The sequence below is a fragment of the Pseudomonas baetica genome (assembly GCF_019733355.1).
In the GTDB taxonomy this organism is placed as follows: domain Bacteria; phylum Pseudomonadota; class Gammaproteobacteria; order Pseudomonadales; family Pseudomonadaceae; genus Aquipseudomonas; species Aquipseudomonas baetica_A.
Window position 1 is genome coordinate 108,452 of record NZ_JAIHLQ010000006.1, and the last position, 23,913, is coordinate 132,364.

31 protein-coding genes are annotated in these 23,913 nt (G+C 55.2%); 3 read left to right on the forward strand and 28 right to left on the reverse strand.

Translation table 11 applies throughout. The features are described 5' to 3' along the window. Positions 1–494: 494 nt before the first annotated feature. The 3 genes from K5E40_RS08050 to K5E40_RS08060 all read right to left on the reverse strand — a co-directional run bounded on the left by K5E40_RS08050 (position 495) and on the right by K5E40_RS08060 (position 2,093). Positions 495–995 (reverse strand): hypothetical protein, encoded by a 501-nt coding sequence (locus tag K5E40_RS08050; protein WP_078466062.1) that lies wholly within the window; start codon positions 993–995, stop codon positions 495–497. A 95-nt stretch (positions 996–1,090) separates the two neighbouring features. Then, positions 1,091–1,270 carry a hypothetical protein gene (locus K5E40_RS08055; RefSeq protein WP_153045987.1) on the reverse strand — a complete coding sequence of 60 codons (180 nt, stop codon included), beginning with the start codon at positions 1,268–1,270 and terminating at the stop codon, positions 1,091–1,093. Between the two features lie 118 nt (positions 1,271–1,388). After that, positions 1,389–2,093 (reverse strand): hypothetical protein, encoded by a 705-nt coding sequence (locus K5E40_RS08060; RefSeq protein WP_078466063.1) that lies wholly within the window; start codon positions 2,091–2,093, stop codon positions 1,389–1,391. 186 nt (positions 2,094–2,279) lie between these two features. Here K5E40_RS08060 and K5E40_RS08065 point away from each other — a divergent pair, with 186 nt between their 5' ends. After that, entirely contained in the window at positions 2,280–2,837 is a 558-nt protein-coding gene (locus K5E40_RS08065; protein ID WP_153045988.1) for a hypothetical protein, read from the forward strand. 175 nt (positions 2,838–3,012) lie between these two features. Here K5E40_RS08065 and K5E40_RS08070 read toward each other — a convergent pair whose 3' ends face one another. The 8 genes from K5E40_RS08070 to K5E40_RS08105 all read right to left on the reverse strand — a co-directional run bounded on the left by K5E40_RS08070 (position 3,013) and on the right by K5E40_RS08105 (position 8,463). Further along, entirely contained in the window at positions 3,013–3,228 is a 216-nt protein-coding gene (locus tag K5E40_RS08070) for a hypothetical protein (protein ID WP_153045989.1), read from the reverse strand. Positions 3,229–3,232: 4 nt separating this feature from the next. Beyond that, on the reverse strand, positions 3,233–3,580 hold the full coding sequence (locus K5E40_RS08075) for a hypothetical protein (protein ID WP_153045990.1): 348 nt from the start codon (positions 3,578–3,580) through the stop codon (positions 3,233–3,235). A gap of 73 nt (positions 3,581–3,653) precedes the next feature. Next, positions 3,654–4,709, reverse strand: coding sequence for a hypothetical protein (locus tag K5E40_RS08080; RefSeq protein WP_078466066.1), 1,056 nt, complete (start codon positions 4,707–4,709; stop codon positions 3,654–3,656). A 205-nt stretch (positions 4,710–4,914) separates the two neighbouring features. Continuing rightward, positions 4,915–5,358 (reverse strand): hypothetical protein, encoded by a 444-nt coding sequence (locus K5E40_RS08085; RefSeq protein WP_078466067.1) that lies wholly within the window; start codon positions 5,356–5,358, stop codon positions 4,915–4,917. Positions 5,359–5,950: 592 nt separating this feature from the next. Further along, entirely contained in the window at positions 5,951–6,442 is a 492-nt protein-coding gene (locus K5E40_RS08090) for a phage protein NinX family protein (protein WP_078466161.1), read from the reverse strand. Between the two features lie 108 nt (positions 6,443–6,550). Continuing rightward, the gene (locus K5E40_RS08095) at positions 6,551–7,138 is read right to left on the reverse strand and encodes a DUF262 domain-containing protein (protein ID WP_078466068.1); all 588 of its coding nucleotides are present in this window, start codon (positions 7,136–7,138) and stop codon (positions 6,551–6,553) included. 99 nt (positions 7,139–7,237) lie between these two features. Further along, on the reverse strand, positions 7,238–7,642 hold the full coding sequence (locus K5E40_RS08100) for a hypothetical protein (protein ID WP_078466069.1): 405 nt from the start codon (positions 7,640–7,642) through the stop codon (positions 7,238–7,240). A 185-nt stretch (positions 7,643–7,827) separates the two neighbouring features. After that, positions 7,828–8,463 carry a hypothetical protein gene (locus K5E40_RS08105; protein ID WP_078466070.1) on the reverse strand — a complete coding sequence of 212 codons (636 nt, stop codon included), beginning with the start codon at positions 8,461–8,463 and terminating at the stop codon, positions 7,828–7,830. A 254-nt stretch (positions 8,464–8,717) separates the two neighbouring features. Here K5E40_RS08105 and K5E40_RS08110 point away from each other — a divergent pair, with 254 nt between their 5' ends. Then, the gene (locus K5E40_RS08110; RefSeq protein ID WP_078466071.1) at positions 8,718–9,401 is read left to right on the forward strand and encodes a hypothetical protein; all 684 of its coding nucleotides are present in this window, start codon (positions 8,718–8,720) and stop codon (positions 9,399–9,401) included. A 57-nt stretch (positions 9,402–9,458) separates the two neighbouring features. Here the strand turns inward: K5E40_RS08110 and K5E40_RS08115 are convergent, their stop codons facing one another. From K5E40_RS08115 to K5E40_RS08180, 14 genes are all read right to left on the reverse strand, one after another. Next, the gene (locus K5E40_RS08115; RefSeq protein WP_078466072.1) at positions 9,459–9,833 is read right to left on the reverse strand and encodes a hypothetical protein; all 375 of its coding nucleotides are present in this window, start codon (positions 9,831–9,833) and stop codon (positions 9,459–9,461) included. Positions 9,834–9,888: 55 nt separating this feature from the next. Beyond that, the gene (locus K5E40_RS08120) at positions 9,889–10,191 is read right to left on the reverse strand and encodes a hypothetical protein (protein ID WP_078466073.1); all 303 of its coding nucleotides are present in this window, start codon (positions 10,189–10,191) and stop codon (positions 9,889–9,891) included. Between the two features lie 354 nt (positions 10,192–10,545). Beyond that, positions 10,546–10,683: a hypothetical protein gene (locus tag K5E40_RS08125; RefSeq protein ID WP_161952151.1), complete on the reverse strand. Its 138-nt coding sequence runs from the start codon at positions 10,681–10,683 to the stop codon at positions 10,546–10,548. Between the two features lie 365 nt (positions 10,684–11,048). Further along, the gene (locus K5E40_RS08130; protein WP_011923042.1) at positions 11,049–11,582 is read right to left on the reverse strand and encodes an N-acetyltransferase; all 534 of its coding nucleotides are present in this window, start codon (positions 11,580–11,582) and stop codon (positions 11,049–11,051) included. A gap of 204 nt (positions 11,583–11,786) precedes the next feature. After that, entirely contained in the window at positions 11,787–12,413 is a 627-nt protein-coding gene (locus K5E40_RS08135) for a hypothetical protein (protein ID WP_221730324.1), read from the reverse strand. A 96-nt stretch (positions 12,414–12,509) separates the two neighbouring features. Beyond that, positions 12,510–13,115, reverse strand: a complete 606-nt coding sequence (locus K5E40_RS08140; protein WP_221730325.1) for a hypothetical protein — start codon at positions 13,113–13,115, stop codon at positions 12,510–12,512. A gap of 110 nt (positions 13,116–13,225) precedes the next feature. Further along, entirely contained in the window at positions 13,226–14,407 is a 1,182-nt protein-coding gene (locus K5E40_RS08145) for a hypothetical protein (protein WP_221730326.1), read from the reverse strand. 78 nt (positions 14,408–14,485) lie between these two features. After that, positions 14,486–14,716 (reverse strand): hypothetical protein, encoded by a 231-nt coding sequence (locus K5E40_RS08150; RefSeq protein ID WP_221730327.1) that lies wholly within the window; start codon positions 14,714–14,716, stop codon positions 14,486–14,488. Between the two features lie 22 nt (positions 14,717–14,738). Further along, a complete protein-coding gene (locus K5E40_RS08155; protein WP_078466079.1) occupies positions 14,739–14,945 on the reverse strand; it encodes a hypothetical protein in 207 nt (68 codons plus the stop codon). A gap of 40 nt (positions 14,946–14,985) precedes the next feature. Beyond that, entirely contained in the window at positions 14,986–15,219 is a 234-nt protein-coding gene (locus K5E40_RS08160; RefSeq protein ID WP_078466080.1) for a hypothetical protein, read from the reverse strand. A gap of 249 nt (positions 15,220–15,468) precedes the next feature. Then, entirely contained in the window at positions 15,469–16,641 is a 1,173-nt protein-coding gene (locus K5E40_RS08165; RefSeq protein ID WP_233100507.1) for a hypothetical protein, read from the reverse strand. Positions 16,642–16,798: 157 nt separating this feature from the next. Further along, positions 16,799–17,176 (reverse strand): DUF4832 domain-containing protein, encoded by a 378-nt coding sequence (locus K5E40_RS08170; protein ID WP_221730328.1) that lies wholly within the window; start codon positions 17,174–17,176, stop codon positions 16,799–16,801. Positions 17,177–17,278: 102 nt separating this feature from the next. Next, positions 17,279–17,506, reverse strand: coding sequence for a hypothetical protein (locus tag K5E40_RS08175; protein ID WP_078466082.1), 228 nt, complete (start codon positions 17,504–17,506; stop codon positions 17,279–17,281). 71 nt (positions 17,507–17,577) lie between these two features. Next, positions 17,578–17,958, reverse strand: coding sequence for a hypothetical protein (locus K5E40_RS08180; protein WP_078466083.1), 381 nt, complete (start codon positions 17,956–17,958; stop codon positions 17,578–17,580). 344 nt (positions 17,959–18,302) lie between these two features. On the opposite strand from K5E40_RS08180, the gene K5E40_RS08185 reads away from it, so the two are divergent. Further along, positions 18,303–18,746 carry a hypothetical protein gene (locus tag K5E40_RS08185; protein WP_078466084.1) on the forward strand — a complete coding sequence of 148 codons (444 nt, stop codon included), beginning with the start codon at positions 18,303–18,305 and terminating at the stop codon, positions 18,744–18,746. Between the two features lie 490 nt (positions 18,747–19,236). On the opposite strand, the gene K5E40_RS08190 is transcribed toward K5E40_RS08185, so the two are convergent. The 3 genes from K5E40_RS08190 to K5E40_RS08200 form a co-directional block, all read right to left on the reverse strand. Further along, complete coding sequence (locus tag K5E40_RS08190; protein WP_221730329.1) at positions 19,237–21,306, reverse strand: hypothetical protein; 2,070 nt, start codon at positions 21,304–21,306, stop codon at positions 19,237–19,239. Between the two features lie 1,252 nt (positions 21,307–22,558). Continuing rightward, positions 22,559–23,269 carry a hypothetical protein gene (locus K5E40_RS08195; RefSeq protein WP_078466087.1) on the reverse strand — a complete coding sequence of 237 codons (711 nt, stop codon included), beginning with the start codon at positions 23,267–23,269 and terminating at the stop codon, positions 22,559–22,561. Between the two features lie 115 nt (positions 23,270–23,384). Then, positions 23,385–23,741: a hypothetical protein gene (locus K5E40_RS08200; RefSeq protein ID WP_194941118.1), complete on the reverse strand. Its 357-nt coding sequence runs from the start codon at positions 23,739–23,741 to the stop codon at positions 23,385–23,387. Positions 23,742–23,913 lie beyond the last annotated feature (172 nt).

Sequence of the window (23,913 nt, forward strand, 5' to 3'; positions counted from 1 at the left end):
CCGTCCCCGATGAAACATATAAATAATACATATCGTAGTTTCTTGCTTTTAACTTGAGGATGGGGTCCTCACGTAGGTTCTGAATGCGCACCGATCTAAAGGGACAAAAGCGAAGTCCGTCCGTTGCACATTCACTTGAAGCACCGCTTTAAGCGTTTCGAAGCGTTTTCGGCGCGATAACTCATGGTCTTGATCACTTCGCAGTGCGTGAGTACCAGGCGGGAGGCGTCTTCGTCAGTCCGACCGGTGGAATTGGCAACCGGGGAAAGGATCTCTACGCGCTGGCGGGCGTCCAAGGGCATTTATTGCGAGGCGCTGTCGTAGATAACGTGCAGGCAACGCTCGATGGCGAGCTTCGGGAATCGCATAGTCACTGCAGGAAAAGTCCTGGGGCGTTCATCTAGTGGCCCTCTTGTGGGATCGGTTAGGAGTTCTCATCGTGAGGGCAACTATCATGTGCAAGAAGCGCACGCACCGCTAGGCGGTGTTGGCAGTCAGCTACTGCTAATCTTGCTCAGTGTGACGACCACGTTCTGCAGTGCACGATCGAATGCTTCATCGGCAGCATCTTCGAGAAGGCTGATGTTTTCAGTGCGATTGAAAACTACCGGTGTGCCCCCGCTCGCCGAGTAGCGCCAGCGCAGATCATCTCCGTAGACGACTTGCGTGACGGAAGGGTGAATGCTTGCGACGTGGGCCAGCGCCTGTTCAACCAATCCTAAGGTGCGGAATGGATGGTCACCGCCGATGTGCTGCCCGGCATTCGCTGCTACGAACAAAGGGTTCTGCTGCTCAAACCAGTGCCATACATCGGCGACGTCGTCGCCCTTGTCGAAGTGCAGAAAGGAATTGTTCAGTTCAGCGCCATCATCAGCCAGGCAAACACCGCTAAGCACATTCCACAAGGTGCAGAGTTCAGCCAGCGTTCGGAAACCGTTGGTGGCTTTAGTGGCAATTGGGAAAGGGGAAGGGCGGTAGCTGGTGGTACCTTGCATGATGACCTCGATGGTGTCCGCTGGATGATGGACACATTTTGAGGTCGCTCCGAGTGTGCCAGAACCTAAGGCACACTCTGTATTTCCAGCGCTCCCTAAGACCAATCCGGATGGTCGGGATCGATCAGAGCACGTCCCGGCACAATCATTTCTTTTCCGGTGTCGATGCGGGCAACAACCCAGTTGCCACGTCCGCCGTAGTCAGTGGGTGATTTGGTGCGGACAAGGTTGCCGCTCTTAATGAACCGATACGTTGTTTCGGGTTGAATTTGCATTGGGTTCTCCTCAGTAGGCGTTGAGTGGATTCTAGCCCGGTACCGCGCTCTACATCTCGGAATTCGACGATAACAATAGTTGCCGAATGCCGGCGCTGCTGGGCCAGCGGTCAGAGTTTCAACTTGGGGCGGTGGAGCGCTCTGCTGCCTTGGCGAAGAAGGCCTGCATCTCCTCTGTTGCATTGTCGCGGTGATGCCAGATCGCCGCAGTCCTGCCGGCATTCTCCTTGAACCACTGTGCCTGTTCGCTGACACTTCCCTCGCTTTCATCCTCGTGGTCGAAGCACACAACGATGGCCTCGATAGGTTGCTGACTATGGATACCCACTAAGCCGCCATCGGAGAGTTCCACTACCACACGAGTTGGGGAGGGTGCAGGTGCTGGCGAAAGAAGCGACTGGAAAGCGCCCAGGGCTGCCCGCACGCCTGCTTCGTCATTACCACTGTTCAGCTGCAAGGCATCGCCCGGACGGTTGGAGAGGTAGCCCACAACGCGCCACACGACGCCTCCATACGAACCTTCTGAGAAGGTGTGCGAGTAATCGACGGATTCTGCATTGGCAGCCCGCTGGTAGAGCTCCCCATCGATGGTGTCCATAGCCGCGTAGGAAGCGCCACCAATTTCAATGGTGATGAGATTCAAACGCTGGTGGTCTCCGATGCTCAACGATCCATCCAGGGCAATCGGCGCTAGAATGTCTTCACACTGCCGAGGGTCAATCGGCAGGCAATGTTCGCCGTCCTCAGTCACGATACGAATGCAGCGCTCGATGTCGAACTTGACGAAGCGCAGGCCTGCGGCCGAAGTCAGGGTGGATTTCATTGGTTGTACTCATGAGTCATTGGACTAGATGATCACATGCTGATGCCATTTTCGTTGTGGCAGAACCTCAGGCTTTCAACGCAAATGAACTGAATTGTTGGGCTCGGATTTATCCTTGCAGTTATTGGATTGCCTGGGTCAAAAACGCCGTGCTACAAGGCTGTTCGATTCAGAAGGTAGATTTGAGTGAGCAATCTTTTAGAAAGTAGATCCGTGTACGAAATCGGGCTTGATGGTTCACCAGAAGGCTCGGCTTCAAACACCAGGCGCGGGAGTCGTAGTGGCCGTATAGCTCCGACCAATGCTGAGGTCTTCGACTTTGAATCATGTGAGATTGTGAGTGAAACCGCTCTGCGTCATGCCTTGATGACGCGCAGTTCGGTAGCTTTGGATTACATCGCAGATGTGGTGCCGGATCTAGCAACCCATGCGGAGGTCTGCTCCCACGTCATCAACACGTTACCCCGCGCTCCAAATGCGATCACCTTTCTTACTGAAATCAAGCGCCGCTGCCTGATAAAAAATGTCTATACCCATTCGATATTCATGCAGGCCGCTTTTCTGCATGGGTCTGTAAGGGTCAGAGTCAAAGACTCGACGGAGAAAGGGGCCAAACAAGCAGCTCATATTGCATTTGTGAAGCAGCTTTGCGAGAGAGTGTTGGCCGGTGATGAGTTTCAAACGCCCGGGAAAAGTCCCGTCCAGCATCCAATTGAACAGTCGTGCCCAACGGCATTTATCTAATCTTCATCTGAGTATTCGCAAGCTTGAGTTCCCCCGAACATCCCTGAGTCTGGGGTGGGCCTGAATAATCTCGCCCGTCTCTACCAATCCCTCAGCTTAGGGCGAATTCCTCACTGAGGATTTAAAGGCGAGTCCAAGTGCAGGTCACAAAAAGCCCGGACAGTGCCGGGCTCAGTCATTTGAAGCAACGCTTGCAGCGCTTTGACGTTTTTACCAACTCAGGATCCCGGTCTATCCCTGGAACAGAGACGCTGCCGCACTTTGAGCTGTAAATATGCGATTCCTGCCCCGTCCCGCCTGAAAGCACCTCGTGGAAGAAACGGTGAATCAGATAGCTATTGCCGGATGAAGCCATGGCCACCGTGTATTCGCGTTGCTGTGTCGTAATCATAAACTCACTCAGGGTCTGTGATGAGCATCCGGCCTGGCACCGCTGGCGCGGTTCGAATTTCGGCCAGACCTTTGGCAGTTCTGAATCCGATCTCGGTCACTGCGACCGGGTATTTAATTCCGCCATCCGGATTCAACACCACGAGACCAAACTTGCGGAGCTCGCTGAGCGTTGCTTGATCCAGGTCGGACGCGCCGTTGATCAGGTCTTGCAGTTTCTCGCTCGCTACCGCACCCAGTTCAACCGACCACTCACGGCCGTCGCGGCTGTAGTGGAAAGCGAATGACTCGGGCCGGGTTTCGATTGCGAGGAGCTTCAAACCTGGGCGTTCAGTGGTTGCGGGATTGTTCACGAATACACTCCGAAGTTTATGCGCGGTGGCCATGATCGGCATTGTAACTGGCCACCGCACAATCGACCTGAATTCAGCCTGCCAGGAAACTCAATTGCTCCATGGGTGCTTGCTGTGGGGTAGGCTTTGCCGCGGGCTTGGCGTCGATGACCCAAGTCGTGTTGGCGGCAGGGAACTGGGTGAGGGAGTAGATCTCGTCATGACCTTGCGGCATAGCGAAGTGGATTTCTTTACCAACAGAGCTGTGTTCAACCTTCGCCAACAAACGCTCAATGGTCCGCTGCTTGTAGTCTTCGACCTTCACGGTCGTGTCGACGATAACCCTTACGCCGGTGGCAGGCATCGGCTCTGCGTTTTCCACCGAGGCTCGGAGTGCCTGAATGCGTTTGCGGTAGCTGCCTGGCTCCTTAACCTCTGCTTCCCAAAGCGAGGCTACGAACTGGGCAACGATGCTGTATGCCCAGCCCTCACAGCGCCACTGTCCGTCACTGCCCATCATCAGGACGTTGTCATTGTCCCGGACCTGCATGCAGCGCGGCGATGTAACGTCGTATGCCTTGGCCTTCTGAGGCTTGTAGCCCAGGCTTTCGTCACGCGGGTTGCCCAGTGGGATGTTGTAGCTCTGAATAACCCGGTGTGCGCCTAGCGTCATGCCGTCATACAAGGTGCCCAAGAGGTTGCTGTCCGCGTACAGGGAAAGCTCAACGGATTCGCCGGCCTCAAGCGCCGCGACCTGTTTCCCATAGCCCCATGCTTGCATGGCGGGCTTGGAGTCGTTGAACGCGCTCATGGTCAGCGGAGAATTCCACTCTTTGCCAGCTTTCAGGATGATGTCCAGGTTGGCCATCGCGACAGGGTTGGCCATCTCTGCTAGCCAGCCCGCGATATAGCTTTCAGGCCTGATCGTCCGTCCGCCAGCACCCTGCAGCGATTGGCCTTCGCAGGAGGATGCAGACCGAAAGATCGCGCGGATAATCTGTGACGACGATCCAATTGCGCGGGCGCTCCAGCTCGGAGTGTGAGGGTGGCAGTTCTTTTCGTAGGTTTGCTCAAACATGACGTAGCAAGGCTGGCCATCTTGACCGCGGAATGCGCCAATGAGTTTGCCGGTGGTGACTGTAGAGCCCATGTTTGATACCCCTGAATGTGTTGAGAACCTGTGTTTCGATGGGTTCAGTATCAGGATACTTTGCGTGTGCCAGAACCAACTGGGACAGAGTTTTTACCTAATGCTGGCGCTATGAATCCTGTCCCAGGATTTGAGTCAGTCACGCTCCGGCTTATGGGAAATGAAAAGGCCTAGACATGCCGGGCTGAAGCATGAGAGGAATTTGTTAAAGCCCTATTATGCGGAGGCGAAAATCTCCCCAGACAGTCCATCGAGTAAGCTCAGAAGCGATCCAGCCCATTCCAATGATGATGAGTTCGCTGACTACATAGAAAGTAGAAAAGCCTTCAGGAGGCTTTGGAATCTGTACGTTTGAACCGAGAGTGGCGAAGACATAAATCAGCCCGTAAAACACTAGCATCGCGACCCAAAGGGCTCTATCCGTGCCCTTCTGGTAATACCGCTCGTAAACAAGTCCCGCCGAGGCTTGGATAATCCAGACAAGCAGGGTCATCCCAAGAAAATATTGGGTTACTGCTTGGGGCAGGACATGCCAGAGGGCTGTAATACCACTAATCAAATACAGATTGAATCCCGTGATAGCGGCGAGGATGAGCGATCGACGTGGGGGTGTTTCCGTGGTTTCTTGCGTCGGAACAATTTCAGTCATGTCTAATCCATCATTAGCGGCCAAAGCCAAGCTTCCAATTTAACTCAGAATGAGAGTCGCTCTTTGAAAATCACCATGGAGTTTTCCGTGGGCCAAGGGTTCATTGATTGGCGGAACTGGAGGTTCGAAAGGCAGGCTCCGGACTCGCACTCAGTTCAACCGGCACACTGACCCAGTCGCCAAACTTGGTGACGACGACGGCACGGCAGAGCGCTACCAACTCGTTGCGTGCAGGCTCGGTAGTGTATTGATCGCCGCAGTAGTAGATGTTTGCAATCCAGCGCTCGGAGGTCTCAGTACCTTCGGCCCCGTTGTGAGCTTCTGGGTAAACGCCACCTGGTAGTCGCGCATCAATGGGCCGGCTTGAGCCCATTCTGTGCTCGGACGGTGCGGTCACCCAATAGACAGTGCCTGAGGGATTTGTACCCAATAGACGGTCGTCCGAGTACCTAATAGACGGTGTTCCGGGCACCCAATAGACGGCGGCCTGGGGGACTGGTACCCAATAGACGGTCTCCCGCTGATTTGCTGGCAACCCGCTGAAGTGGTGCATTTTCAACAGTGCCCGACGTATAGACCCCTCGCCTGGATTTCAAAGTTCGGCAGCGTCAGTTCTCGGATAGCCAGGTTCCGGTGCCACACTCAATTCAACCGGCACACTGACCCAGTCCCCAAACTTTGTGACAACCACAGCACGGCAAAGCGCTACGAGCTCGTTACGCGCAGGCTCGGTGGTGTATTGATCGCCTCCGCTGTAGTAGATATTTGCAATCCAACGCTCGGAAGTCTCAGTACCTTCGTCCCCGTAGTGAGCCTCTGGGTTGAGCGCCACCTGGTATTCGCGCAGCAATGGGCCGGCATGAGCCCAGTCTGTGCTCGGACGGAACGGGATTAAGCCCCGTGAGGTAACGCGATAGGCGCGTGCGAGGTTCTGGTGTTGAGGGCTCTCGATCTGAACCTTGATCCCGGCCGCTTGAGCAACAGCCCAGTCCAGGGCTGGCCCGTCCAGTTCCTCAAGGTAGATTTGTACGAATCCGGAGAGTGCTTGGGGTTTTGCGGGTGGCACAGGAGCGTAGGCTGTCATTTCGGTATCCTCGGCTGAAATCATTACCTCTATGCTGCCTTGCTTGGCTGTGTGCCAGAAGCGGAAACATCACCGCCATTTCCACCGTTACCAGTTTGGGGCGTCCGGTTAGTTGGGGTCGACGGCTTGCTTGGCCTGTTCCAGCAGTGCACGCACACGTTGAATTTCCTTCGCGCTATGCGGCGTGCCGCCCGCGTTCAGGTCTAGGTATTGAGTAAGCAGTTGCTCGCGACTGGTGAAGTCGTAGACTGCGACCTTCACGTAGAATTTTCGTGCGCTGTACGCGGTGCCCAGCAACTCCTTAGCAGTGAACCCGAATGGCTTCACGTTTCCTTTGACGAACTCAGTGATTGCAGTGAAACGCTGCAGCCCGTCAACGCACTGCAACCCAGGCGGGAGATCGGTATCTGCTTTGGCGATATTATTCCAGCTAGCGCTGTTGAACTGGATAAGCAACCCGCTGACAGGTACAACGCCGCGCAAGCAGTTTTCGATGTAGTGAGCTTGCTGCTCGGGCGTCCAAACATGTCCGCGCTGGAAGTCCGGAATTAGCTCCAGTCCACCATAATCTTCGCCGAGACCAATCAGGGCCCGCTCCAAGCCATCCCAGCGGTAATCCGCGGACCAGCGCGCGGTGCGCAGTGGCTTGATGAGATTATTTAGTTGCTGCTCGAATTCGCTGATCTGACGTGCCATTGCTGTAATCCGTATTTAGGGACAATTAGTGTCCGTTCTTTCATGTGGCCAGCATGTCGGTGGAAGCCGAAATACAACCACAACCTTTTCAACTCAGGCTTACACCATCTCGACCTGAACACGGAACGTCCGGTCTTTGTCATGCAAATCCAACCGGGAGCCTATCGCGCCAGATTCCAGACCTGCCTTGAATTCGAACGCGCTGGATTCACTGAAAAAGTACGATTCCTCCACCTCTAGAAGCTCCCGCCCATCAAATGACGATTGCACAACGCAGTAGACGTACTTGCTGTCGATCGGGGCATCTGGGTAGAACTTGTACAGATTAATGCTCGAGGAGTGGGGCTTGCCGTCTTTGCCGACAGTGAATTCGATCTGCTCACTCGAAAAGCGGGCGTCTTGGTGGAAGCCGGTTACCGTTACAACGTAGGGCTGGTCGTCCATGAATCCCATAAACAAGGTCTGGCCGATGGTGGGTCGATAGTCCGGGGTGTGGGCGCTCATGGGTGATTTCCTTTATGAAGGGTCGCATTTGATTGACCCCATATTCGTAGAGGATTCAGCGTGCCAGAAGCCCCATCCAGTCAGAATGATGAGTAAGCACGGGCTGAATCCCAGATGTGAGCCGAAGGCTGCGCAATCGGTTTCCGCAGGTTGGGTCTGACGAATTGAATCGCTCGCCGCCGGTGTTAGGCCGCAAGCCCCAGGTCTTCACACTCCTCACGCCATCCGGCCCAGAGATCTGCTTCAATCGACGCATAGGTATCGTGAAGGTCCTGGCAGTACGCGCGGTGGGCTTCCTCCTCCAACATTTCCTGGTTGCACTCGTAGGCATCAATGCATTCCTCTGCCGTGTCGACCGGCGACTCTCCATGTGACCATTGGTGCATCACTGTGCGGTAATGCCCTTGCCGAATGTGTGCGACCGTGCCGACACGAGCGTCCATGAGTTGAGCGATAGCCATATCGACCGCAGCAAGCCAGCTTGTGTAAGGGAAGTGTTCATGTGGCTCAGGTTGCAACCAACTTGCTGAGAGCCTGCCAATCGATCCGCTCTTAACGTTGGTTTCATGCAGTTCTGTATAGAGCTCGTGAGCAAGGCTGTATTGGTCTGCCAGCTCAGGGATGTCTTGAAGCATGATTGGCACGCAGGGGCCATAGTGGCGGTAGGTCAGAACATCATTCGACGCAAGATCGTGCACCGCGTTGTAGGCAGCCTCCAAGGCGGCTTCGGTTTGAGCCTCGCACCCTTCGATGCCAGCAAAAGCAGCGACATTGATCCAGAGCAAGCGGGCGGCGAGGGCTTCTTGAAATGCTGGGTTCATGGTTGAGGCTCCGAGTCTGTTTGGACAGTGGAACCATCATCAGGGGGTATTAAGTGTGCCAGAACCTCCCAAGGGGAAAATAAGGCTGCCGCCCCAACGTTTGGAATGCCCGCCTAATCGAACTTCCAATGCCTCAGGCGGGGTACCAATGCGGTCGTTATCCAGCCTAGGGAAAGGTGTGCTGGGGTCGCTTGATCCTTGGTCGATCTGTATCGTCATCGCCCATTGACACTGAATCGCCGGAGCAAGTACCAATGCACGAGTACATAGACGCTTTCAAGGTAGCCATGGTGCGGACCGATGGGATTGCAGGTGGATTGTCGAACTACCCGCTGAGGATCACTCCAGGGTTGAAGATCGACATACCTCAGATTGTTGATGCGATCGCTCGTGACTTCTCGGAGTTTCTCCCGCATACCGACGTGCTGCCAGGGAAATGCTTCAGAGTCGCCCGTGAGCTGTCATACATCCTGCTTGAGTTGGGTGTCCGGCATACCGTCACTGTTGGAGACATCGAGCTGGTTGATGGCCTCTATGTGGGCCTTGACCTAGAGCAGCTGCAGCGCGACGTCGCCGGGGGCTATGGGTTGGACTTTCAGGATGGGCGTCCTGTAGGCCGGCCGATAAATGCTCATGCCTGGATCACCTTGGAGAATGGGTGTGTCATTGACACCACTATCCTTCCTTCTCAGCATCGCAAAAGCCAAAACCCATCTGAGCTTCTGAGTTTTGCTGAGTCGGTCTATTTTTCCGGCAAGCAGCACACTCCAGTAGTCCGGCACTTACCGATGATGACCGGGCTTGTGTATCACCAGTTGGTGCTGATCGGGGAGGGTGACGGTGACGCACAGAACTACTGTCAGTGGTCGGAGGATTACGCGCGGTTGATGGGGAGGCTGGACTTGGTCAGGTTGGTGCCGGCACTCAGACCTAATTGATTTCAAGGAACTCAACCCGTGTCTCATTGGCACCGGGTTGGAATTTGATGAAATGGCTCAATTGATAGGCGTAGAAGGCAGCATAGGTGCTTCGAAAAACGGGTGAAGCTCCGTAAAACCCGCATCTCGATAACACTGCCACCAAGCATCTACCTGGTCCTTCACACTCTCGGTCAGCTCCTTGATTCCATTGCGCAGATCTATCGCTAAGAACGCGCATGCCTTGTAAGCGTCTACGGCCTCAAGGTCATCGCGGGAGACTACTGCGCAGGCAGTCAGATGACGTGAACGTACATAGTGAAAAGCACCGGCAGGTATGGCGCCGGCCATGTACTCACTGTGCGCAGCGGCTAGGTTCGCATCGAGGACCGGCATAACACCGATCAAGTTGCTTTTGAGGGATTGAATACTCATGGTCTGACTAGGGTTCATGTTTTGATTCCTTGAGACCCAGGCGAGCCCGGGCGTGAGGGTGGGATGATCAGGCTCAGGCAGCTTGCGGCGGGAGGTCGCTACGTTTGTTTGCGATCCCGATGTTGGATTTGAAGTAATCCATGCACGCTTCAAAGCCTTGCGAGATAAGCGCTGAGTAGGCTGCGCGGTGATCACCATTGAGGATGTAGAACCCATCCATTTGATCACGCACTAGCGCAGTGGTGTCGCAGCCATAGATCCACATGTCGTGGTCGTTGAAGCTGACGTAGAACCCTTTACCGTTGATGGTCGAGTTGTACTGCACGACAGGCACCGCCAGTCCCGAAGCGAGTGTGATGGTGTGGGCGGTAGCCATATTGATTTCCTTGCATGAGCTGAATTTGATATGGCCATCTTGTTGCCACTTACCCTGTGCCAGAACCCTCTTTACGAAAAAAGAGCCGCATGGGCCCCTTTTTTGGTGGACGGCAACTAACTCCGTTTGCCAGCCCGATCATCTGCGCCTCGTGACCAACCGCGGGCGTACAATCGGTCTTCCCAGGTCGAATCCGGATTGGGGAAGGCTGGCCCCGGGTCTCCCTTCTGGCCTGCTTCACGTCCACGCTGATACGGCGTCTTCTCGTCCGCGGGGCCCAACAGCGCTGCTAACTTACTCATAATTCCTACCTTGAATAGCCGGGGCCGGCCAGTACAGCCAGTTGGTTGGGATTCAGAGTGGGGATTTCAGCTGCTCAACCCGAGCCTTTTGTTCCAGGTCCATGCACAGGCGGACCTGCTTTGCCGTCGCCTTGCCCTGAGCCCACCGGTTTCGCAGTGATTTCATTGTTCTTTCTTCAGCCTTGCTCATGATCTCTCCACACTCTTGGAAGTTGATGAGGGCAATATTGAGGCGTTCGCAAGCGTGCCAGAAGCATGCTTATGGAGGATCCACGAACCCGGCCGGGGGTATTGTGAATTGCAGGCACAAAAAAAGCCGCCCGTCAGGGCAGCTCTTTGGAAATCAATGATGCTTGTCAGCCAGCGAGGCGGCCAACGGGCTCGAAATCACGGCCTTTGGACATTGCTACGTCCAGAAAACGGCTGGCTTTCACGGAACGATTAGCAAGGACCGCACGAGCTTCTGCTTGGAAGCGTGCTGCCATCATTGGTTTCGGTTCGTGCTTTGGCTTCTGCATAGACACCTCTCGGGTATCGGGATTTAGGTGGATAGTATTACTGCTCAATAGAGATGACAAGCCGGTCCGTCGGATCGAAGGCGAACCCCAGGCTCTCATATACCGGGATAGCACCTGCTGCAGGCTCCTGGACCTCGATCTCCGTACAACCGATCATAAGGGCGTAGTTCTCGATTGCGGTCAGCGCCAGCGCAGCCACGGCACCTCGTAGGGGGTGCGACTTGTCTGGCTTGCCCTCGAGAATCACGATCTTGATGCAGATCTTGCTCTTTCGAGGTGTGGCGTAGCAGAGCCCACAGAGCTCCTGACCAAACCATAGCGAAAGATCGAAGCCGCGCGTGTCGTCCTGCTTCCAATGATGCACATCGTACCAAGGATAGAGGGTAGCCTCATCACCCCAAAGGTCCGAGGCTTCGATCTCCACTGGCGTGATGCTATCGAAGCGGATTTGAGTAGTGTCTATTCCCCGGGCCTTAAGGTTCTCGTTTGAGTGCGCCAGCGCCTGGGCTGCCTTGCGTGCTTCAGACCTCAGGATCTGGTAGCGGTATTCGTTGCCACGATTCTTGGACATTGGTAACCAGCAGCGGGATTCGGATCGTGGCTAGGATAACGGCTTTTCTATACTTTCACAGGGGTTGCGCGACGTGCCTGACTGGGGATGTGGCGGGAAACGGACATTTCCTGCTGGTGGATGTCCGTTCTCCTTCCTAAGTCCGCCCCCAGCTATTCAGCCGCTTACAGAGGAATTGAACCGGAGTTAGCCGGCGACTCCGACTTAAGAATGGTCGGTGCAATCGCAACGTAAGTGGTGGTCTTCTTGCTGGCGGACATCTTCAAGATCCCGGGCAACCTCATGCATGAACTCTTCGAGCTCGATTTCACCCAGCCCACCGATATGGCGCTTGTAAGACTCATGGATCTTTACAGCTGCAACAGTTGGCAGGTCCTGGTTTCTCCATGAATGGAAAAAGTCCTCATCAAAAGAAAACGTAGCAACCGCGGCTTCGGCACAGGTCATTTGCATCAGGTCGGCAATCGCGCGAGTAACTGCGGCCATCCATTGGGAATAGGGAAGAACCAGCGGTTTGACTGGTGGTAGCCAGTGCGACTGCATCACCTCGATAGATCCGTCGTGATAGTTCTTGTAGTAGAGCTCTGAATACATCTCGTACGCGAGATTGTAATGGTCCTCCAGCAAGGGAACATCCTGCAGCAGGAGAGGGGCAACAGGGCCGTAGTGGCGGTGGGAAAGCACGTCGTTCGAAGCGAGCTCATCTACTGCGTTGCAAGCGGCCTGGTACGCGGTATCGACCTGAGGTTCCGATGCTCCAATGGCTTCGAGAACGAGGTAGTCCGTCCACAGGAAGCGGGCGACGAGGGCTTCACGGAATGCTGCGTTCATAATTTGTCTCCAGAGACTTGAGTTGTTCAATGGAGCAATCATGGGTGGCCTTTGCGTGTGCCAGAAGCAGGCACCACTTCTGGATCGCTAGGGGATCTACAAGGCTGCGCTCTTCGAAACCGCAGATGGGGTGTCGTTTGCTATGTGGTGGCGCAGGCCAATCAACCCCAATGCTGGGACCCATATGCCTACGAAGTCGGAAAGCAGCTGTGCCCACTGGATGTATCCCCGAGGAGGACCTTCATAAACATATTCGTGAGGCTGGATCCCCACCTCCCATGTGAGTGACCAAATCCACATCATTCCTGCACTCATGAGCGCTGCTTGCGTCGGCCGGGTAAGTGAAGGCCATTCCTTCACATACTGCCGCAACATGACTGAGCCTATGAGGTAGAAAGGGATGACGATGGTGCAGATGAACTTTCGCAAGCCATGCTCCATCTGGAAAGGCATCCAAGCGGGCCATGACAGGAACAGAGGAAATCCACACAGGCCCGCCAATGCAACCACAATGTTGGCGCGACGGCCTCGTTGCGTGGCAAACGACCGGATCAGAGCCCACCCTGCCAGGGTGCAGCCTGCGAACCCCACGCAGTGTGCAAGCTCCCTTGGACCAAAGCCCCAGGCTGGGTTTGAACCGACGAAATACATCGTTGCGAAGGGTCGGGTGACTGCAATATCAAAGCCGAGGGCAATCAGCATCACGCCGAAACATCCTACAGCCAATATCTTTCCTGAATTCATTTGCTCGAATAGCCCTTGTGCTGTGCACGTCCGAGGATCTTGCCTGAGCGGGGGCATTAAATTCCTGACTATGGATTCTGACTCGCTTGAATTCGCTCAATGATTACCTGGTGGCGGGAGAAGTTTCGGATCATGTAGTTGACCGTCAGCAGAGTTGCCGTGTACCCAAGACTAACGCCGATCGTGCCTGCAATAAGCAAGGGCCAGTCGTAGGGGGCTTGAGAAAAGAGTGTCAGCGCGGCGAGCAAGCTACCCAGCGTTAAGCTGGCCCCTAGATGTACCGCATTTCGCGGGCGGCTTACCCAAGGCCACTTTATGCGCAGCATAATCAGAGCGAAAACTGTGAGGAAGTAGAGCAGGATTAGGGGTGTCAACCGGTGTGCCTCAAGAAAGCTCTGACTCACACTCCAAACTAGCAGTAACGCCATCACCCCAATAGGCACCAGGTGATATTTGGCTCCTTTGGTGTCCCAGAGAGATGTGAGTATCGAGGATACTGTGGCCACGATCCCAGCCATGCTGAGCGCGACTAACAGCATCTGAGCGCCCCCTGTAAACCCGCCAGTCTGGAAGGCAATGCCACCCACTGCGGTGAGCCCCCCACCGATGAGTGCGATGGATCGAGTAATCACCCGATTCAGACGCTGTGGGTCTCTGAGGGTTGTGCATGACTGCCGCGCGCGTTTTATTGTGGGACTGGACGTCCGATCAACATAGTCGATGGAGAAATTGGTTTCCGAATCTGTGTGCCGAGCCGCTTCAATAATGCTCTTGATCCCGTTTTGGCCTGCGTCCAGGCACGGCTGCGCAACTTGGGCACCTGCACCGATCGCAGTCGGGTGGGCAGTGACGTCGCTGATATCGACGGGTTTTCCGGGGAACACCTTGAGGCGCCAGCAGTGACTTTCAGTCAGGATTAGAAACGATGCGTCCTGATTATGGATTCCAAGAATAGCCGTTGCGTGGGCCGCGAGATCGGCCTCCAGCGGAGTTGAAGGCCTAGTGGTACCAGCAGGCAGGTTCCGGTCAAGCAGGTAGTCAACAATCAGGTTGCTTACTAGAACGTTTCCGGATGCGCCCACGGCGACGATAGGCGAGAGCTCAAACGTGAGGGGTTTAACTGGGACCCAAAGCTTGGATTTCAGTGACCAATCCCGTTGGGCGATGTAGCCGGTCTGCACCATCGCTGCGCTGTCACTCACCAAAGTGTCGGCGCTGAGGGTTTTCAGATCCCATGTGATCGTTGTCAAAAAGCACCTGCGATGAAGTTGATGGGAAAGTTGACACGGTCACTGAGGTGCCAGGTAGGGGCTGCTGCGGCTGGCCTGTTATTCAGCCGGGAAATATTCCAGAGTTTCTGTATCAAAGCGAGTGTTGATAGCGTTCATTACCGCCTCTTCAAAGCTTTGGCCCTTCGCGTTGCACCAGCCGAAGCCTTCAACGTGCCAAACGGAGCGGTGTTGTTTGTAGGTGTGGTCGCGGTTGAAGTCGATTTGAACGGAAGCGAATCGACTCCGCTCATGCAACCACTCCCAGCATTTTTGCATATTGTTGGTCATGATTTGTCCTGTCCGCGGCTGGTTATTGCGGTGCCGTATCCCGAAGTTGTGTGGTGCGGAACATAGTTGCAGATGCGAGGTGTGCCCAGTCCCGAGGTGTGACCTCGAGGCAGTCGCTTTCAAACAGCTGGTTGATGGTGTCGATTAGTGCGGAAAGAGCCTCCTCTGTTGGTGCGCTCTCTACGGCCTCAAGGGCCTCATCGAAGTCACAAAATGTCAGGGTGGCCATTCCTTTTCCTTGTAGGCTGTTTGACTGGTTTCTTGTTGGTTCACACCCGCCGAACGATGTCGTTTATGCATTCGACATTCGAATAGAGGCGCCCGCTGCGATGCCAGCTTTCAGCGATCGCCGCACTATCCTCACCATAGAAGCCGTTGCAGTCGAAGCTGTGGCGCTGGGTTGCACGGACTACCGTGACGCGTTCGCCGCCCCGAGTGATGTACGCACCTGGTTCGGTGATGACTGCCGGAAGGGATACGAGGGGCCAAAGGTAGACGGACATTGCGAGCACTCCATAAGCTGATGTGCCTATGTTGTAGGCGACTGATGTGTGCCAGAAGCTACCAATGACGATAATTTCCATTCCCGCTGTGAGAGTGCGGCGATTTACGCCCGGTCCATTATCTTGGATCTGTCCTGATGAGATGAGATCCACCAACCGAACAGTCAGCTTTGGGGCGCCTGATGGTGGTGCAGCGCTACCGAAAGCCTGTCAGGGCAATATTTAACATTTCCCCAACAGGCGGTTCAGTTATGACTTAACGGAGCTGCGGGTAAGCCAGGTAGCCATAGAGATATCCTCAAGGGCGTATTCACCGCGGTTTGCCTTCCAGACCAGCTCTTTGTCCCGCAGCACGTCTAAGGCCTTCTGAACGTTCGGGGTTGAGGCGTTGGCGTCGACTTGTGCGAGTTCGAGTTTACGGTTCACGGCCTGAAATGTTTGATCTGAGAAGGGCACGAATGGCTGCTTGCTGATAGCACGCTCAGCCATGACCTCAAGAACCGCTTGTTGGATAGGGGAAAGCCCGTTAAAGGCGCTCTCGTAGTCACTCCACACTCCTGCTTGGTGGTTCAGCGCGCCTGTGCGCAGTAGCTCGCCAAGGTTGCTGGCCTCACCTAGACCGACGCTTACCTCAGTGAGGAGCTGATTCAACATCTCAGGCCGGTGTCCAACAAGGTCGAATGCGTCAGCTAAATCCTCAACGCTAAACTGATTGCTGGATGCGAGGCGGGCATTCCAGATTTCCGTTGCGAACGCGACAAAGTCTTTGCCCAGCAATGGGAATGGAGTGATGTTGGCGCCGTAGAACGGCTGCTTGCTCTTGAGCACCAGGTTGGCCAACTTGTCTCTACTCGAGCCAGTGAAGACTAAGCGCAGCCCGTCGTCCCCCACGCCGCTGTTGAGGTGATCACGCGCAGCCTTGAGGGCGAACATGGTATTCAACCCACTCTCGCTGTTCAGAGCATGCTGAGCTTCGTCAATGATAAGTACGATCAATTGACCTGAGACCCGGTGAAGCACGTCCAGCGCCTTTGCAAGGGTGGTGCCCGCCGGCAAGTGAGGCTTTGAGAAATCCCAGCTGAGGGTCCGTAACAGGTTGATCTTCTCGATGCCGATCTTCTTGGCGGCCTTACTCATGGCGCTATCGAATTCCCCTAGGGCTGAGCCGATCACTCCAGCTATCAGTTCGGCCGGGTCAGTTTCGCGATTGGCCCAAAGGTCGACATACACTGCAAGCCAGCCCCGCGTTTCACATTCGGGGATGAAATCGTTTCTGAGGAAAGTGCTCTTGCCAGTGCGCCGAGGCGCGGCCAGGAACAGGCCTGAGCTATAATCGACAAACGACTCACCGGCGACATCTCGTGCCAGAGATTCTGCAAGCGCAGGGCGTTGGAAGATAGGGCGTTTCTGACTGATGCTCATGCTATATCCTCAAATATCCGACACGCTATAATCTATAGTGTAGCGGATATTTCGAGATATTCAGAGTCGGCGTCCAAAATCACCAGGCTACGGGTGAGACTCTGGTCAAGCCTCGGTATGGCGGATAGACCGCGTCGACATAAACAGCCGCGGTCGATCATTGCTTTAGCGCTGCGATCAGTTGAATTGTCGCGGTTGCTTTACGGGAACTGTGGATACACGACATTGCAACAGGTGTCACGGTGGCGACCACGACGGCGCAGCAGGCTGCCCACCCTCCAGCGACGTAAGTGCCAATTGCAGCCAACACCAGCCCTATAACGAAATATGCCTCACGCCTGTTGAAAATGTTGGCAAAACCTTTGTTCTTTCGGGCCATTGCTTCAAGGGTCGCTCTCAATTGCGCCTGCTCTTTAGGCTGCACCTGGTTAACCTTTTTCTTAGCCGCTGAAATGGCTTGATTCTGGTCGACGCGATAAAGCGAGTAAAACTCAGCGTTCATCCATACGATGAAGTCTTGGGAAGGGGGGCGCATTGGTGGGTTTAACTCCGTGGTGCGGGATGTGCCCGTTCTGAACAGTGCACTGCTCGCAAGATGGTCATAGGTGCTTTGCTTATGAAGCCTTAACTATGGCTTTTAACCGTTTCGCAGGGCACGGTCGTGCTCGATCAGTGCAGCAGCTTTCGACTTGAGGTGCCCCTCCGGCCAGGTCTCGCATTTTGACCGCAGCAAGAATCCCAGCCCGCGGAGGGTGGGTTTAGGGGTGTCGATGCCAAGATCCTGACAGACCCTGCAGGCCACGATTCCAGTATCGGGGAAGTATTTGACGATCGATGTCTTGTGGTTGCAGCAGGTGCATTCCATGTCCAATCATTCCTTTCAAGGCGCAAGTGCGGGTTTAGCAGGCTCCATTCACTTCACCATCCCAGGCTAGGTTATGGACGCTCGCCGTACTGCTTGGCGATTTCGGGGATATTGATGCGGGGTCTATTAGGGTCTTCGTTCACAAACAGGCCGTAGATGTGAGCGCTAGTTTTAGGTCCATGTTTCTCAGCGATGTTCTTCAGCATTCGTGAGCCGTGCCAGGGTTGCAGGTACAGGTGCTCAGCCAATGCAATCGCTGCCGTAACAGCCATGTACGTAGTGAATCGCATCATCACCGACATTTGGTCAGTGACAGGCTCTAACGCTACATAGCACACCACAAAGCCCCCAACGTAGGCAGCCCAGCTTGCGGAGGCAAAGCCGATGGTGTTGAAAACCTTCCGCAACGCCTTCCGGCTTTTAGGGGCGGTTACGCTGTCCTGCACACTCATTGGACCATTCCAGGTAGAAAGCAATTCGGTGATGTTGCAGTCGGGCACTACGCCTTGCAACCCAACTGGGGGCTTCCTTTTTCGCACCCAGCTTTCGCTACATTCCATCAAACGCTCTTGATGCTTCAGGCTTTACCTTGGGCTGATAAGGCGCTAAGTGACGGCGGCCGGGGAGCCATTTGGACTTCCGCCCGCACATAAAGTCCGTCTTGCTCGCGCTGCCTCAGTCATCGATTCCTCAGGTGGAATTTCAAGGGTGGGGTTTGCCTTGATGACGCTGGCCCGGGCGTTAAACTGCCGTACTGAGCTACATCCTCTAAAAGCCTATGTTTGAAGGATCACCAATGAAGAAAGCATTTTGGGGAATGGCACTGCTGGTTCTCGCAGCGCCGGCATTTGCGTCTACCAACGAGATCGCGATTCCGGCACTCACCCCTATCCCTTTCATCGTCAGCACTCCCGGAGACCTACTCTTCGGTGTCGTGAAGAACTGGGGTTCCTTGGGCGATGAGAAAGGCCCGATGACTAAGCTTGCAAGCCAAGTCGCGGATCAGCTACAGGAGAGTAAATGTGCGTTTAATATCCGGGTCTCCAGAGGAACAAATGGCCGGTTAAAAGCTCAGGAGGGGGTTGCAAACCTCGCCTGTGCGCAGGCTGACGGTTCCTTGATAGTGACAGAGATGCCAGGCCTCATCTGGGACAAAGATGGGATTCTAGGACTAAAGAAAGGTGAGGTTGGCGAGAAAGGATTCTTCGTTATCACCACAGCTGCCCATATCCGCCAGTAAATAGCTCACACACTAAAAGTAAATCGGGGACTGAGTGCCTGAGAACAGATTTGAATGGGGGCAGAGGCAATCGCACTGTTGGGTGGGGTTTCCGATAGCGCACTGGCTGAACAGCTTGGTATTTCGCGTCACGCTGTCAGGTACAAACGAATCGCACTTGGCATTCCTGCTTGGAGGTATAGCGCCGGGGTTTTCTGGACACCGGAGCGAATTGCTCTACTCGGGAAGGAGTCGGATTTAGTTATCGCCTTCCGATTTGGACTTACTAAAAACGCGGTAGCCCGGATGCGTGAAAAGAAGAAAGTGCCGCTGTTGCGACATCAAAAGTTCTTTGACTGGACTGAGGACGCTATAAATCAACTCGGCACTTGCTCCGATCGGCTTCTAGCTGAGCGCCTCGGGTGTAGCGTAAGCACCGTTTATTTGAAGCGGAAACGGTTAGGGGTGCCTCTCCTTTCCGCTTGATTGTGAAGCTGCTGCGCAGGACCACTCAGCACGTCAGCCCTTCGGTGTGCGCAGCTAGGCCGCCCTCCAATCCCCATTGTACAAGTGCCCCTGGAGTGGGCGTGGTAAGCCCGTGCGCCGCGCGGTAGGCCTTGAATGCCTTGAAGCTGACGGGCAAGCGGAACCTCAGTGTCAGACCTGCCCATGGGTTCCGAATCCTACTTAGAGGATCCAGTCGGGTGAGGATGTGGTTCCCCGTGTAGATATCCAATCCTCGGGAATGAAGTTCAGCCGGGATGTCTGCAAGAGAAAGGCCGGTAAGGACCTTGATGTCGTGGATGGTGTCGGTACTCACGGTGATGAACAGATTGGCCTGCACGTGCTCCCCAGGCTGAAGGTAGCAATCCCACTGAAATGCCGCTCTGTTAGTGACACCAATGAAGTGCTCCAGGCGCACCTTGTCGCGGCGGTCGGGGGCGTGCTGCTTGCTGGGTGGCTCGTAGATATACCCAATGTGTCGCATGTTGGTGCCGTTCACGCCCATCATTGGGCGGCCACTCTCCGTACGAGGCAGACGGAATCGTGCATGGTTGGCTAGCAGTAGGTCATCCAGGATCGCGGGCAGATTCTTGGCCACGGCCTTGTAGAACCATTCCTGCACTTGAATCTGCCGGTGAGCGTAGTCTGCAGCTGCAAGGCCCCGGATAATTTCGACCTGGTTGTGACGTGCCGTGTAGTGGGCGTCAGCGATGATGCGCTCCGGGGTGTCCAGGGTGTTCATCGCAATCGACTTCAATTCAGCCACGAACAGCCCCTTGCCCGGCTCGCCGTGGTTCATGGTCAGTTCGCCTTGCCCATCCATGCCAATCTGGAGCTGGCCGGCCTGTATCACTGTCTCAGGGATGTACAGGCATTCCGCGGGCACTGCGGCGGCGAATCGATCTTCCATCCAGAGGTTCGGATTGGCGCACGTTTCCCACTGTGGCTCAGTTTGATAGAACCATGCGGCCGTCAGATCCTTGCTGGCGCGTGTAACCAGATCCAGCTTTCGGCCAGCAAGCGCTGGGAGCTGATCACCACTCTCTGCAAGTTTGTGCCCGAGGCTCAACATTGAACCTGTTGCGAGCAATGGCTCGGACTTGCCTTGGTCGAAGTAGCGTGCGCGGCATTGGTCGATAAACAGCTGAAGCCAGAGCAACTCGCGGTCATCCAGCTCGCTGATGTCCGCCAGGACCGGCAGTCCGGCCGCGGCGGGTAGGTTGGTTGCGCGCGGCTCACTCTCCAGGGCTGTCCGGCCCCGGTCCATCCACTGAATCTTGAGCAGGGAATAGGGAAAGTGACTGCCATCGATACGCTGGGCGTTGAACCGATCGTTGCGTGCCTGCATGCGTTCTTCTTGGAGAGGGTGCTCGAACTTGCCTTTGTCGGTCAGCGCCAGGATGCGTGAGCCGGTGCGCACCACCATGACGAAGTAACTACTAGCGATGCTTTTGCCTCGGATGACACACAGGGAGAACCCCGTGGGTATTTGGTGGGCATGAACCAGCAGGTCTTCGATACGTCCGATGTCGTAGATGTTTCGTCCAAGCTTCGCTTCCCCTGCTGGGGCCGGAACACCGTCCTTGATCATTAGGCGTGTCAGCCGGTCGATGCTGTGAAGCGCGTCGAGGCCAACACCTCCGGCCTGTGTAGCGACAAACTCCAGTGTCTCAGCGGAGAGTGCTGATCTGTCCAGATTTCGGTAGAAGGCCAGTGAGCCTTGAGCATAGTCCAGGTACTCATCATGTAGCCTGCCTATGGCTGAATCTGCGAACAGTGCATCCAGTTCGCTCATAGCCTCCAGCATGGTTGATATGCGTTCTGAGCCGCTCCGGTACTCACTGAGGGGAAAGGTCGCCGCTCTGGCATAGAGGGGCATCTGTGAGCGTATGAGCAGGGTGACGATGGCTTCGTCCCCTGTCTTGATCGCCGCGTTGATTTCTTTGTTGGCGTAGTAGAGGCTAAAGCCATCTAAGTCCGAACCAAAACTGAGGCTCTCAACTGGCTTACCGGTCAGGCGTTCCCACAGCACAAGTGCTGTTTCGCCGGGTCGCTGGGGCAGGGTGTATTGGCTCATGCATGGACTCGCTGGATCGTTGGGTGTGCCCTCGAGGGGCTTCTACAATGAGTCCAGTCTGATGTTATAGCTGGCGTGCCAGAACCTAATGCGTTATCGGCGTTACTCTGCGAGGTGAGATATGTTCTGGACCTCCCTTGGGCGCGTAGCGTTAATGCTTTCTGTGTAAGGTGGGATGCCTGCCTTTTTGCGCCTGAGCCAAACGCAGGCGGTAGTGACCCCAAAGCGCCTGGCCAGATTAGAATCTGTGTCCTTACCCAGCAGATCATTGAGTTCCTCACTGGGGTGACCAAACTCAACGGTTGCGCCGATCCCGAGCCTTCGCCTGTATGCACTGATAGTCGGGGCTGATACACCCACAGCCTTAGCGATCTTTGCGTCAGAGACCTTTCCAAGACGCGTCAGATATTCTGCAGGGAGCTCGAAAGCTTCGGTAGGCACATTGAGGGGCGGGATCGAGCTTCGAGTTCTTCTTGAGGTAACTGTGGATTTGGGGATGCCGAGTTTGTAGGCGAGTGATTGGTCGCACATCTTACCCAGTAAGGCTAAGTGCTCTTCCGTCCACACTTTATTCCCCGACCTCGTCTTGATGCCCCGGGCTTTGCGCGCCTGGAATACTGCCGATTTTGTGATCCGAAGTTGGGCCGCCACTTCCTTGTCGGTTAGTCTGCCAAGCAGGGCTACGGCTGCTGGCGTCCAAATGGAATCCGCGTTCCTTGCGTCATTGTCGTTTGCCATCTTGGATCCAAGTCTAAGTGGATAGGCAAAGTTTAACGCCGATTTTGCAGGGGGCTAGCCAAACCGGGTCTATGAAAATCCCCGGCTTGCCGGAGGAGCTAGTTGAGGCCGATATGCCTAGCCGTTACAGCGGGCCGATTCCAAGGTCAGGGCTGTGATTTTCATAGTGAACGTGAATGGGGGATTTCCCATCTTGCGTCGAAGCCAGACACAGGCCCCATGCCAGAGATGGGGATTCGAGATCCCCACCCTATCGGTTCCCACCGGTGGATAGTCGGCAAGGCTCGTGTTCAGGAACCGTAGCCAGACAGTGTGTAGATGGTCTCCCATTTCTCAGCGCAGTCATCGCACGAAGTCTGTTGACCGATGAAGTCCCCGCCGAATGTGAAGTCGGTACCGGACAAGGTCACGTTAGATGATGCACACCACGGGCAAGCAAACCCAGCCGGATGATTGATGTAGACGTGATCGGTAACAGGCTTTTCTACGCGTTTGAGCGTACCCGCACCCTCGATCACGCCGCAGCCTCTTGTTTGTAGTCATTTCTGATCCGAACCGCCTCAGGGATCAGCACCTCAAACGTATAACCTGGATCTGCACTGAATTTGGTGGTGTCTCCGCGCGCTGTTGCGATTCGGCTTGCATAGTCCTTTGCCTGTTCGAATTGCAGGACTGAGAAATAGGATTGCTCTTTAATGTTGGTGTTCGAGATGTCAGTACACAGCACTGCGGTACCGCCGTGGTTGTTGCTTAGGCCAAAGGTCATCACCACGTAGCGCGGCTCGCCTGCGGGGCGGTAGACCTGACCATCGATGAGGATGAGGGTTTTAGCCCAGCCGTGAAGGTAGTCAGCGATGGCCACCTTCCCCTCACTCACAGAAACGAAGATGCCTAAATCGTGGCGGCTCATGCTGACGCTGTCGGTCACTAGCGAGAGTTCTGTCCCCGGAGCAGCGTAGTCGTAGTCAGTACCGCCCGATGTGCGCGCCTGGCGCGAACAACCGTACACGCTGCAGGAGGTCCAGAGTTGACCGTCAAACCAGCGGTACTCGATTGGCGGCTCGCTGCTATTGCTGGCGCTGATGATTGCAACCGGCGCGGCCTCGCGCGGGATCTCGCGGAGGTTTACAACCTCAAGTCCATCGTCGAACCGAGCGCGGCGGGGATTGCGACAGCGTGGCGGGATGATGTTTTCGACGTAGGTGTATTTGACGGTGAGTTGCATGGGGAGCTCCCTTTGAAGTTGGTACCAGGATGCCTCGAGCTCCTGCGTGCCAGAACCAGCGAGATAGCGAATGGGGCAGGCGGGGTGTACTCAGCCTACAGGCCGTCAATCGGGCTTATGAATCCAGAGATTCGATGTCGATGGGCTTTGTATCTTTGTTGATCAAGTCCAGTAAATCGCGGGCTGACATGCACATGACCTCGGAATCATCGTCCTCACGGTAAATGCCGATCAGGTTTTCATCCCAGTCCTGTTCATCGGGCACATCTGAGCCACACTCCGACGTAAGAAGCATGTAGAACTCGCCTGCGTTGCGACGCATAGCCAAGCAGCCCCCGCCAGTCTCAACGACCTCAAACCCATCCAGCCCCGTGAATTTGAGAGACCCATCAGCACCAGCAATCGATTTGAAATCGGAGAGGGCGAAACCTGCACCAGTCAGTGCCTGCTGGTTTTCGAGGAGGGTTGGCATGTGTGGCTCCAGTAGAGGGCGAGTTCGTTTTTGATGGGATCCATTGTCGGGGCGGTTTGGGTGTGCCAGAACCTCGGCGCCCTTCGAAAATCGGCCGAATCCGCTGATGGGGAGCGATTCATCCCAAGAATGCCAAAGGCCCAGCATAAGCTGGGCCTCAGGTGTTCTGTGT